The following is an 11,856-nucleotide window of genomic DNA, read 5'->3' as shown; positions in this document are numbered from 1 at the left end:
GTCGATCGGAACGCCGCGCATAGTGGTCGCGGGCGCGACACCGATCCGGCGCCCGGTTCTCGCCGGCGACTGCTCGCTATCGCTCGGGTTTCCGGGTATGCGAGGGATGAGCAGACCAGAGCAGAGCTCGACCCCGACTCCCACGCAGGCCACGGAGGTGTACTTGGTGCCCCGGTCCGGGAGGTCTTGGATCGCGAGCCGACGCGACTGGCCCGTCGCAGACCTCTCACCTGCGGCGCATGCGGGCGAATGCGGCGGACTGAGGAGCGGGAGCGACGGGACTCGAACCCGCGACCTCCGGCGTGACAGGCCGGCGCTCTAACCAACTGAGCTACGCCCCCCGGGGCGTGGACGCGAAGGATAGCGCCCTACCCGCCGGGCCCGAGCCGCGACCGCCGCGGGCGCAACTGCGTCCACCGGCGAGTGTTAGCGGGGGCGTCAACCGATCTGAGCCCGGAGGTAGGGCAATGTCCAATGTAGTCAGGCCTCGCGTCGTTCTTCCCGTAGCGCTGACGGCCGTGCTGGCACTGTCCGGGACTGCCTATGCGCTCAATATCGGCGGTACGCCGGGCAATGACTCGATCAAGGGCTCGCGCGTGGCCGATGCCATCGACGCCGGCGGCGGGAACGACCGCGTGCGCGCGCTCGGCGGGGACGACAACGTCAAGGGCGGGCCCGGCAACGACCGGCTCATCGGCAACCAGGGCAACGACACGCTGATCGGCGACGCCAACGACGCCGGCGACCGCACGAGCTTCGATCGCCTCTGGGGCGGCGCTGGCGACGACACGCTCTACGGCGGCGACAGCCGCGACCGCCTGTGGGGCGGCAGCGGCAACGACACCTCCTACGGCCAGAACGGCAACGACCTGATGGGCGGCGGCCCCGGCGACGACAAGCAGTACGGCGGCCCGGGCGACGACACGATCTACGCCGGCGCCGGACGCGACGAGACGTGGGGCGAGGACGGCAACGACACGCTGTGGGCGCTCGCGCGCAACGACGTCACATCAGCCGACGACACCGCGGGCGACGTCCTGCACGGTGGCAACGGCAACGACCGCTTCAAGACGCGCGACGGCGAGGCGGACGTCATCGACTGCGGCCCGGGCGTCGACACGGCGCTGCTGGACGCGCAGGACGTGATCGCGGACGCGACCCCGCAGAACCCGAACGGCTCCTGCGAAGTGGTCAACCGGCGCGCACCGAAGCCGAATGAGGACAAGACCGAGAACGCAACCCCGCCTGAGGATCACTGACACGGGGTACTGGAGGCCCATGTACATCGGACTGGGCACGCTCCTCATCATCATCATCCTCCTGATCATCCTGCTCTAGCGGCAGGTAGGGGTAGCCCCACCGGACCTCCGGTGGGGCTCCCCAAGACAGGACGCCGGGGGACGCGAGTGCGTCGCCGGCCGCGCAGAGGCAGTCTCTCCTTCGACCCCACCCCCGGTCTTAGGAAGGCTCCCAAGTTGCCCAAGAAGACACTCGCGGCGCGCGCAGGACACTGGAGCGCCCGCCACCGCAAGACCGCCATCATCGGCTGGCTCGCGTTCGTCGTGATCGCGTTCGTCCTCGGCGGCGCGATCGGCACCAACAGCATCAAGGACGAGGACCAGGGCAACGGCGCGTCGCGCACCGCCGACCGCCAGATCGCCGCCGCCGACTTCCCGAAGGAGTCCGACGAGCAGGTCCTGATCCAGGCCAAGGGCGACGCCCGGGCGTCCGGTCCAGCCTTCACCGCCGCCGTCAAGGACGTCACGCAACGGCTGGAGCGCACGAAGTGGGTGACGAAGGTCGAGTCGCCGCTCGCCAAGGGCAACGAGGGCCAGTTCTCCAAGGACGGCCGCTCGGCTCTGGTCTCCTTCTCGATCACCGGCGACACCGACGTCGCGCAGAAGCGCGTCGACACGTCCGAGGCCGCGATCGGTGCCGCCCAGGCCGCCCATCCTGATCTCCGGATCGAGCAGTTCGGCGACGCCAGCGCCGGCAAGGCGCTCGACAAGGCGCTGAGCAAGGACTTCCAGCGCGCCGAGACGCTCTCCCTCCCCATCACGCTCTTGATCCTGATCGTCGCCTTCGGCGCGCTCGTCGCCGCGGGCGTCCCGCTGATCCTCGGCCTCACCGCGGTGATGGCCACGCTCGGCCTCGTCGGCCCGATCAGCCAGATCTTCCCAATGGACTCGAGCATCAGCTCGGTCATCCTCCTGATCGGCCTCGCCGTCGGCGTCGACTACTCGATGTTCTACGTCCGCCGCAAGATGGAGGAGCGCGACGCCGGCCGCTCCAACGAGGCGGCGCTGGAGTTCGCCGCCGCCACCTCCGGGCGCGCCGTGCTCGTCTCCGGCGTCACCGTGATGATCGCCATGGCCGGCATGTTCCTCGCCGGCAACGCGACCTTCACCTCCTTCGCCGTCGGCACGATCCTCGTCGTGGCCGTCGCGATGCTCGGGTCGGTCACGTTCCTCCCCGCCGTGCTGTCCAAGCTCGGCGACCGGATCGAGAAAGCGCGCGTGCCCTTCATCGGCCGCATGCGCCACCGCAACCACGGCGAGTCGCGCGTGTGGGGCTGGGTCCTGGACCGCGTCCTCGCCCGCCCGGTGATCTCGGTCGTCGCCGCCGCCGCGATCCTGATCGCGCTCGCGGTCCCGGCGCTGAACATGCACACGATCAACCCCGGCGTCGCGGGCCTGCCGCGTGACCTCGCGGTGATGAAGACCTACGACCGCATCCAGGCCGCGTTCCCCGGCGGCCCGCTCCCCGCGACGGTCGTGGTCAAGGCCAGTGACGTCACGACCCCGGAGGTGCAGAGCGCCATCAAGCGGATGACCGACGAGGCGATCGCGACGGGTCAGATGTCCGGCCCGGTCACGACCCGCGTCGCGCCCAATAGGACCGTCGAGATCGTCAACATCCCGATGCAGGGCAACGGCACCGACACGAAGTCCGACACCGCGCTCGCGACGCTGCGCGACAGCGTCATCCCGAGCACGATCGATCGCGTCGGCGGCACCCAGACCAACGTGACCGGCATGACCGCCGGCTCGAAGGACTTCAACGACACGATCAAGGCGCACCTGCCGCTCGTGTTCGCGTTCGTCCTCGGCCTCGCGTTCATCCTGCTGCTCGTCACCTTCCGCTCGCTGATCGTGCCGCTGAAGGCGATCGTGCTGAACCTGCTGTCGGTCGGCGCTGCCTACGGCGTCCTGACCTGGATCTTCCAGGACGGGCACCTCGAGAACGTGCTCGGCTTCCAGTCGGTCGGCGGCATCACGAGCTGGCTCCCGCTGTTCCTGTTCGTGATCCTGTTCGGCCTCTCGATGGACTACCACGTGTTCATCATCAGCCGCATCCGCGAGGCGGTCGACGGCGGGATGAAGACCGAGGACGCGGTCGCGCACGGCATCAAGTCCACGGCGGGCGTCGTGACCAGCGCGGCCGTCGTGATGGTCGCCGTGTTCAGCATCTTCGCGACGTTGAGCATGATCGAGTTCAAGCAGATGGGCGTCGGCCTCGCGGTCGCGATCCTGATCGACGCGACGCTGGTCCGGGCGGTGCTCCTGCCGGCCGCGATGAAGCTCCTCGGCGAGCGCAACTGGTACCTGCCCAAGCGCCTCGGCTGGCTGCCGAAGCTCACGCACGAGGGCCCTGTGCCCGAGCCGGTTCACGCGTGATTCACGACTGAGCGGGCCCTCCACGGAGGGCCCGCTTCGTTTCTGCCAGCATGCGGCACCATGCGTATCGGCGTGCTCACCGGCGGCGGAGACTGCCCCGGCCTCAATGCGGTCATCCGTGCCATCGTCCGCAAGGGCATCAACGCCCACGGACACGAGTTCGTGGGCTTCCGCTACGGCTGGGCCGGCGTCCTGAACAACGAGGCGAGCGACCTCACGCTCTCCAGCACCCGGGGCATCCTGCATCGCGGCGGCACGATCCTCGGCTCCTCGCGCACGAACCCGTACAAGATCGACCGCGGCGTCGAGATGGTGCGCTCGACGATGGAGGCGCGCGGGCTCGACGCGCTGATCCCGATCGGCGGCGAGGACACGCTCGGCGTCGCCGGCAAGCTCCACGCGGACGGCGTCAACGTCGTCGGCGTGCCGAAGACGATCGACAACGACCTCGCGGCGACGGACTTCACGTTCGGCTTCCAGACCGCGGTGCAGATCGCCACCGACGCGATCGACCGCCTGCACACGACGGCGGAGTCGCACAACCGCGTGATGATCGTCGAGGTGATGGGCCGTCACGCCGGCTGGATCGCCGTCTACTCCGGCATCGCCGGCGGCGCCGACGTGATCCTGATCCCGGAGCGCCCGTTCGACATCGACGAGGTGTGCAACCACATCCGCCGCCGCCACGCCAACGGCAGCCTGTTCTCGATCGTGGTCGTGTCGGAGGGCGCGATGCGCAAGGACGGCGACCTGATCACCGAGCACCAGGAGACCGACGCGTTCGGCCACGTCCGGCTCGGCGGCATCGGCATCCAGCTCGAGCGCGAGATCGAGGAGCGCACGGGCTACGAGTCGCGCATGACGATCCTGGGCCACGTCCAGCGCGGCGGCACGCCGCTGGCGTACGACCGCGTGCTCGGCACGCGCTTCGGCGTCGCGGCCGTGGATGCCGCGACCGAGGAGGACTTCGGCAAGATGGTGGCGCTGCGGGGTACCGACATCATGCGCGTGGAGCTCGCCGAGGCGCTGGCGGAGCCGAAGCTCGTGGACGCCGAGATCTACGAGACCGCTGCCGTCTTCTTCGGCTAGCGTCACGCGGCTCGCGGTCCCGGTCGTCCTGATCGGGCTCAATCTGCGGCCGCTGTTCGCGAGCCTGCCGCCGCTGCTGCACGACGTCCGCGCCGACCTCGGGCTGAGCGGCGCGGCGGCGGGTCTGCTCACCACGGGGCCGCTGCTGTGCCTCGGCGGGCTCGCGCCGCTCGGCCCGCGGATCGCGCGGCGCTGGCCGGTCGAGTGGCTGCTGGTGGCGTGTGCGCTCGCCACCGCGGCCGGCTGCGCGGCGCGCGGCATCGGCGGGACGGCGCCGCTCTACCTCGGCACGCTGCTGGCCGGCGCGGCGATCGCGCTCGCGCAGGTCGTGATCCCCTCGCTCGTGCGCGCGCGGGCGCACGAGCGCGCAGGCGTGCTCACGGGCGCGTTCTCGATGTCGCTCGTCGGCGGCGCGACGATCGCCGCGTTCTCCGCCGTCCCGCTCGAGCGGGCGTTCGGCTCGTGGCGGCCGGCGCTCGCGTTCTGGGGCATCCCCGCGCTCGTCGCCGCGGCGGCCTGGCTCCCGGCGGCGCTCTCGAGCCGCGAGTCGGTGCGCGCGCCGGATCCGCACCCGCTGCTGCGCGATCCCGTCGCCTGGTCGATCGCGGCCTTCTTCGGCCTGCAGTCGATGGGCTTCTACTCGAGCAACTCGTGGCTGCCCGAGATCCTGCACGCGTCCGGCATCAGCGAGGGCCGCGCGGGAACGCTCAACGGCGTGACGAACCTCGTCCAGGTCATCCCCGCGTTCGCCGTGCCGGTGCTCGCCGCGCGCGCCCGCAGCCAGCTCGGGGTGCTGCTCGCCATCGTCGCCTTCTCGCTCGCCGGGCTCGCCGGCGTGCTGGCCGTGCCCGGCGTGGCGCTGCTGTGGATGTTCCTGCTCGGCCTCGGCCAGGGCGGCGCGCTCGGCCTCGGCCTGATCCTGCCGGTGCTGCGCGGCCGCAGCGCCGCCGAGGTCGCATCGATGACGGCGCTGATGATGGGCGCGGGCTATGCCGTCGCCGCCTTCGGGCCCGCGATCGTCGGCGCGGTGCACGACGCCACGGGCAATTGGGACGCCCCGCTGGTCGTGCTGCTCGCGATCACCGCGCTGCAGGCGCCGGCCGCGCTGCGCGCGGTTCGGTGATACCGTGCGGTCTCCGCACCAACGTTTGTCATGCGAACACACGCCGAGATCGTTTCCCTCGCCGACGCGGTCGCCGACCTGGTCAATGACGGCGACACCGTCGCGCTGGAGGGCTTCACGCACCTGATCCCCGTCGCCGCGGGGCACGAGATCATCCGGCAGCGCAGGCGCGACCTGACGCTCGTGCGGATGACGCCCGACATCATCTACGACCAGCTGATCGGCGCCGGCTGCGCGCGCAGGCTGATCTTCTCCTGGGGCGGCAACCCGGGCGTCGGCTCGCTTCACCGGTTCCGCAAGGCGGTCCAGGCGCAGGCGCTGGAGATCGAGGAGCACAGCCACGCGGGCATGGCGAACCGCTACGTCGCCGCCGCGTCGGGGCTGCCGTTCGCGGTGCTGCGCGGGTACAACGGCACGTCGCTGCCGGAGCACACGGACACGATCAAGCCGATCACGTGCCCGTTCACCGGCGAGGTGCTGACCGCGGTGCCGGCGCTCGACCTCGACGTCGCCGTCATCCACGCCCAGCAGGCCGACCGCCAGGGCAACGTGCAGCTGTGGGGGCTGACGGGGATCCAGAAGGAGGCGGTGCTCGGCGCCAAGCGCTCGCTCGTGACGGTCGAGGAGATCGTGGACGAGCTCCGGCCGCGGCCGAACGGCGTCGTGCTCCCGCGCTGGGTGGTCTCCCGCGTGGCGGAGGTGCCCGGCGGCGCCAGACCGTCCTACGCGCAGGACTACTACGACCGCGACAACGAGGCCTACCGCGCGTGGGACGCGATCTCCAAGGACGACGACAGGTTCGCCGCCTGGCTGGCGACGACTCGCGCTGCGCGCTCGCGTCGCGGGGAGCAATCGCCCAGGGGGCGATTCTCCCAGGAGGCGACGACGTGAGCGACTACACGGCGGACGAGATGATGAGCGTCGCCGCCGCCCGCGCGCTGCGCGACGTCACGGCGTGCTTCGTCGGCATCGGGCTGCCGAGCACCGCCGCCAACCTCGCGCGCCGCACGCACGCGCCCGACCTCGTGCTCGTCTACGAGGCGGGGGCGATCGGCGCCAAGCCGCCGCGCCTGCCGCTCTCGATCGGCGACGGCATCCTCGCCGAGACGGCCGACGCGGTCGTCACGGTCCCCGAGGTCTTCAACTACTGGGTGCAGCCGGGGCGCATCGACGTCGGCTTCCTCGGCGCCGCGCAGATCGACCGCTTCGCGAACATCAACACGACGGTGATCGGCGACGACTACGACCAGCCGAAGGTCCGCCTGCCGGGCGCCGGCGGCGCCCCGGAGATCGCCGCCGGCTGCGGCGAGGTGATCGTGATCGTGCGCCAGAGCCCGCGCGCCTTCGTCGAGCGGGTCGACTTCATCACCAGCGTCGGGCACGGCCGCGGGCCCGGCGACCGCGAGCGGCTCGGGCTGATCGGCAAGGGCCCGACCAAGGTGATCACCGACCTCGGCATCCTCCAGCCTGGCGGCGGCTGCGAGCTCGTCCTGACGCACGTCCACGAAGGCGTCACCGCCGAGCAGGCGCGCGAGGCGACGGGCTGGGACCTCGAGGTGGCCGGCGACCTGCGCACGACCGAGCCGCCGACCGACGACGAACTGCGAGAACTGAGGAAGCTGGTGGCCGCCACATGAGCGAGGCCTACGTCCTGGACGCCGTCCGCGCCCCCTTCGGCCGCTACGGCGGCGCGCTGGCGGGCGTGCGGCCCGACGACCTCGGCGCGCACGTCGTCAAGGCGCTGCTCGACCGCGCGCCCGCGCTCGACCACGAGCGCATCGACGACGTCATGTTCGGCAACGCCAACGGCGCCGGCGAGGACAACCGCGACGTCGCGCGCATGGCCGTGCTGCTCGCCGGCCTGCCGACCTCGGTCCCCGGCACCACGATCAACCGCCTGTGCGGCTCGAGCCTCGACGCCGCGATGCAGGCCAGCCGCACGGTGGAGACCGGCGACGCGGACGTCGTGCTCGTCGGCGGCGTGGAGTCGATGAGCCGCGCGCCGTGGGTCATGCTCAAGCCCGAGAAGGGCTTCCCCGCCGGACCCCAGACGCTGCACTCGACGACGCTCGGCTGGCGCATGGTCAACCCGGAGATGCCGGAGCAGTGGACGATCTCGCTCGGCGAGAGCGCGGAGAAGCTCGCCGGCATGTACGACATCTCGCGCGAGGCCCAGGACGAGTTCGCGCTGCGCAGCCACGCGAACGCGGCGAAGGCGTGGGACGAGGGGTTCTACGACTGGGTCGTCCCCGTGCCCGACACCGGACTGGAGCGCGACGAGGGCATCCGCACGGACTCCTCGATGGAGAAGCTCGCCAAGCTCAAGCCCGCGTTCGTCAAGGACGGGACGGTCACCGCCGGCAACTCGTCGCCGCTCAACGACGGCGCGTCCGCCGTGCTGATCGGCAGCGAGGCGGGCGCGGACGCCGCGGGGCTGCAGCCGCTCGCCCGGATCGCCGGCCGCGGCACCTGGGCCGTCGACCCCGACGTCTTCGGCATCGGCCCGGTGGAGGCGGCCAACCGCGCGCTCAAGCGCGCCGGCATCGGCTGGGGCGACGTCGACGTCGCCGAGCTCAACGAGGCGTTCGCGTCGCAGTCGCTCGCGTGCGTGGCCGAGTGGACCGAGCTCGACCCGGAGCGGCTCAACCCGCACGGCGGCGCGATCGCGCTCGGGCACCCGCTCGGCGCGTCCGGCGCGCGCATCCTCGGGACGCTCGCGCACTCGCTGAAGAAGAACGGCGGGCGCTGGGGCGTCGCGGCGATCTGCATCGGCGTGGGACAGGGACTGGCCGTCGTACTGGAGGCCGCATGATCGATCCACCGCTTGATTGGCCCGGCTACAAGTCGACCGCGCTGCGCCATCCCAAGCAGCCGCTGATCGCGCTGCCCAGCAGCTTGACCGAGCTGACCGCGCCGGTGCTCGGCCCCAGCCGCATCGGCCCGCTCGACAACGACCTCACGCGCCAGCACGAGGGCGAGCCGCAGGGCCAGCGCATCATCGTGCAGGGGCGCGTGGTCGAGGAGGACGGGCGCCCCGTCCCGGACACGCTCGTCGAGGTCTGGCAGGCCAACGCCGGCGGGCGCTACTGGCACCGCAACGACAACTGGCCCTCGCCGCTGGACCCGAACTTCACCGGCCTGGGGCGCACGATCACCAACGCCGACGGCGAGTTCCGCTTCACCACGATCCGGCCGGGCGCGTACCCGTGGGGCAACCATGCCAACGCGTGGCGTCCGGCCCACATCCACTTCTCGCTGTTCGGGCGCGCGTTCACGCAGCGGCTCGTGACGCAGATGTACTTCCCGGACGACCCGCTGTTCTTCCAGGACCCGATCTTCAACTCGGTGCGCGACGAGAAGGCGCGCGAGCTGATGATCTGCTCGTTCGACTACGAGAGCACCGAGGAGCTGTGGGCGCTCGCGTACAGGTGGGACATCGTGCTCCGCAGGACGCCGATGGAGGACGCGTGAGCATCACCCCGTCGCAGACCGTCGGGCCGTTCTTCTCCATCTGCCTGACGCAGTGGGCGGACGGCCCGAGGGCGTTCCCGGTCGGGATCCGGATCCACGGCCACGTCGTCGACGGCGCGGGCGATCCCGTCCCCGACGCGATGGTCGAGACGTGGCAGACCGAGCCCGAGCACGCCTTCGCGCGCGCCGGGACCGACGACGAGGGGCACTGGGAGGTGACGACGCGCAAGGCGCCGTTCATCGACGTCTCGGTCTTCGCCCGCGGACTGCTCAACCGCGTCGTCACGCGCATCTACTTCGCCGACGAGGACAACTCGGCCGACCCGGTGCTGCAGACCGTGCCCGAGCACCGGCGCGGCACGCTGCTCGCGCAGCCCGAGGACGCCGGCGGCTACCGCTTCGACGTCGTCCTGCAGGGCGAGGATGAGACCGTCTTCTTCCAGGTCTGAGCTGTTCGGCGCGATCGAGGCGCGCGGCGGCGCCGCCGAGGCGACCTCGGACCGCGCGTGGCTGCAGGCGATGCTCGACTTCGAGGCGGGGCTCGCGCGCGCCCAGGCCGGCGCGGGGCTGATCCCCCACGACGACGCGGAGGCGATCGCGGCCGCGTGCGTCGCCGAGCGCTACGACGTGAGCGAGATCGGCGCGGCGGCGGCGGGGATCGGCAACCCCGCCGGCCCGCTCGTGAAGGCGCTGACCGCGCGCGTCGAGGGGCCTGCCGCCGGGCACGTGCACAAGGGCGCGACGAGCCAGGACGTGCTCGACACGGCCGCGATGCTCGTCGCCAAGCGCGCGCTCGAGCCGATCCTCGCCGACCTCTCCGCGACCGCCGGCGCGTGCGCCGCGCATGCGCTGCGCCACCGCGACACGCCGATGGCCGGCCGCACGCTGCTCCAGCAGGCCGTGCCGGTGACGTTCGGGCTGAAGGCGGCGGGCTGGATGACGACGTTCGACGAGGCCGCCGCGCGGCTGCGCGACCTGCGCGAGACGCGCCTGGCGGTGCAGCTCGGCGGCGCCGCCGGGACGCTCGCGTCGCTCGGCGACGCCGGGCCGGAGGTACTGGCGCGCCTGGCCGGTGAGCTCGGGCTCAACGAGCCCGTGCTGCCGTGGCACACGCTGCGCACGCGCGTCGGCGAGCTGGCGGGCGCGCTCGGCGGCGCCGCGGGCTCGATCGGCAAGGCCGCGCGCGACGTCACGCTGATGGCGCAGACCGAGGTCGCCGAGGTGCGCGAGACGGCGAGCGGCGGCTCCTCGACGATGCCGCACAAGCAGAACCCGGTCGCCGCCGTGGCCGCGCTGGCGTGCTCGGGCCAGGCGCCGGGGATGGCGGCGACGCTGCTCGCCGCGATGATCCAGGAGCACGAGCGCGCCGCCGGCGCGTGGCACTCGGAGTGGAAGCCGTTCTCGGACCTGCTGCTGGCGACCGGCTCCGCGGCCGCCTGGCTGCGCGCGTCGCTGGAAGGGCTGGAGGTCGACGCCGTCCGCATGCGCGCCAATCTCGACGCCACCGGAGGCCTACTGCTCGCCGAGCGCGTGGTCGGCGCGCTCGCGCCCGAGCTCGGCCGCCTGGCCGCGCACGAGCTGGTCGAGCACGCGGCCGCGTCCTCGCTGCCGTTCGCGGACGCGCTCGAGCGGGCGACCGAGCTCCCGCGCGCGGAGATCGACCGGCTGCTCGACCCGGTCGAGTACCTCGGCTCCGCGGGCGAGCTGGTCGACCGCGCGCTCGCCGCCCACCGGACGGAGGTGCACACGTGATCCCCCATCACATCGTCAGCGGCCCCGCGGACGCGCCGGCGCTCGTCCTGGGCAACTCGCTCGGCGCGGCGCTGCAGATGTGGGACGGGCAGGCGCGCCAGCTCGCCGAGCGCTTCCGGCTGATCCGCTTCGACGCCCGCGGCCATGGGCGCTCGGAGGTCCCGCCCGGGCCGTACGCGATCGACGACTTCGGCCGCGACGTGGTGGAGCTGCTCGACCACCTCGACGTCGAGCGCGCGAGCGTGGCCGGCATCTCGCTCGGCGGCATGACCGCGCTGTGGCTCGGCATCAACGCGCCCGAGCGGGTCGAGAAGCTCGTCCCCACGTGCACGTCGGCGAAGCTGGGACCGCCCGAGATGTGGCGGGACCGCGCCGCCGCGGTGCGCGAGAACGGCACCGGCGCGATCGCCCCGGCCGTCGTCCAGCGCTGGGTGACCGACGCGCAGGCCGACCGCAGGCCCGAGCTGCAGGAGATGCTCGCCTCGATGCCCGACGACGGCTACGCCGCCTCCTGCGAGGCGATCGAGCACATGGACCTGATCCCGCGCCTGCACGAGATCACCGCGCCGACGCTCGTGATCTCGGCCCGGCAGGACCAGGCGACCCCGCCCGAGCACGGCGAGCGCATCGCCGCCGCCATCCGCGGCGCCCGCTTCGAGGTCCTCGACGGCGCGGCGCACCTCGCGAACCTCGAGCGCGGCGACGCGGTCGTCCGCCTGATCACCGAGCATCTGGAGGCCTGAC

At 72.2% G+C, this 11,856-nt stretch carries 11 protein-coding genes and 1 tRNA gene; 11 read left to right on the top strand and 1 reads right to left on the bottom strand.

Features of this window, described 5'->3' with window-relative positions; all coding sequences use genetic code 11:
* Window positions 1-267: 267 nt before the first annotated feature.
* Window positions 268-341: transfer RNA gene (locus tag H958_RS0102745), tRNA-Asp, on the bottom strand.
* Between the two features lie 177 nt (window positions 342-518).
* Here H958_RS0102745 and H958_RS34540 point away from each other — a divergent pair.
* From H958_RS34540 to pcaD, 11 genes are all read left to right on the top strand, one after another.
* The gene (locus H958_RS34540; RefSeq protein ID WP_051323727.1) at window positions 519-1,259 is read left to right on the top strand and encodes a calcium-binding protein; all 741 of its coding nucleotides are present in this window, start codon (window positions 519-521) and stop codon (window positions 1,257-1,259) included.
* A 216-nt stretch (window positions 1,260-1,475) separates the two neighbouring features.
* Window positions 1,476-3,677, top strand: coding sequence for an MMPL family transporter (locus H958_RS34535; RefSeq protein ID WP_037408849.1), 2,202 nt, complete (start codon window positions 1,476-1,478; stop codon window positions 3,675-3,677).
* Window positions 3,678-3,737: 60 nt separating this feature from the next.
* Window positions 3,738-4,766: a 6-phosphofructokinase gene (locus H958_RS0102730; protein WP_028057531.1), complete on the top strand. Its 1,029-nt coding sequence runs from the start codon at window positions 3,738-3,740 to the stop codon at window positions 4,764-4,766.
* Complete coding sequence (locus tag H958_RS34530) at window positions 4,747-5,889, top strand: MFS transporter (RefSeq protein WP_231379164.1); 1,143 nt, start codon at window positions 4,747-4,749, stop codon at window positions 5,887-5,889. The genes H958_RS0102730 and H958_RS34530 overlap by 20 nt, the downstream gene beginning before the upstream one ends.
* A gap of 30 nt (window positions 5,890-5,919) precedes the next feature.
* A complete protein-coding gene (locus tag H958_RS34525) occupies window positions 5,920-6,780 on the top strand; it encodes a CoA transferase subunit A (RefSeq protein ID WP_051323725.1) in 861 nt (286 codons plus the stop codon).
* 20 nt (window positions 6,781-6,800) lie between these two features.
* Window positions 6,801-7,526: a CoA-transferase subunit beta gene (locus H958_RS0102715; protein WP_051323778.1), complete on the top strand. Its 726-nt coding sequence runs from the start codon at window positions 6,801-6,803 to the stop codon at window positions 7,524-7,526.
* Window positions 7,523-8,701 carry a thiolase family protein gene (locus tag H958_RS0102710; protein ID WP_028057529.1) on the top strand — a complete coding sequence of 393 codons (1,179 nt, stop codon included), beginning with the start codon at window positions 7,523-7,525 and terminating at the stop codon, window positions 8,699-8,701. Before H958_RS0102715 ends, H958_RS0102710 begins: the two co-directional genes overlap by 4 nt.
* Window positions 8,698-9,360 (top strand): protocatechuate 3,4-dioxygenase subunit beta, encoded by a 663-nt coding sequence (pcaH, locus tag H958_RS34520; RefSeq protein WP_051323724.1) that lies wholly within the window; start codon window positions 8,698-8,700, stop codon window positions 9,358-9,360. The genes H958_RS0102710 and pcaH overlap by 4 nt, the downstream gene beginning before the upstream one ends.
* Window positions 9,357-9,809 carry a peptidase associated/transthyretin-like domain-containing protein gene (locus tag H958_RS0102700; protein ID WP_028057528.1) on the top strand — a complete coding sequence of 151 codons (453 nt, stop codon included), beginning with the start codon at window positions 9,357-9,359 and terminating at the stop codon, window positions 9,807-9,809. The genes pcaH and H958_RS0102700 overlap by 4 nt, the downstream gene beginning before the upstream one ends.
* Window positions 9,784-11,112, top strand: a complete 1,329-nt coding sequence (pcaB, locus tag H958_RS0102695) for a 3-carboxy-cis,cis-muconate cycloisomerase (protein ID WP_028057527.1) — start codon at window positions 9,784-9,786, stop codon at window positions 11,110-11,112. Before H958_RS0102700 ends, pcaB begins: the two co-directional genes overlap by 26 nt.
* Window positions 11,109-11,855 (top strand): 3-oxoadipate enol-lactonase, encoded by a 747-nt coding sequence (pcaD, locus tag H958_RS0102690; protein WP_028057526.1) that lies wholly within the window; start codon window positions 11,109-11,111, stop codon window positions 11,853-11,855. Before pcaB ends, pcaD begins: the two co-directional genes overlap by 4 nt.
* Window position 11,856: the final 1 nt, after the last annotated feature.

This window comes from Candidatus Solirubrobacter pratensis, assembly GCF_000425945.1.
GTDB classification, from domain to species: domain Bacteria; phylum Actinomycetota; class Thermoleophilia; order Solirubrobacterales; family Solirubrobacteraceae; genus Solirubrobacter; species Solirubrobacter pratensis.
This window is presented reverse-complemented; position numbering and strand designations above follow the sequence as displayed.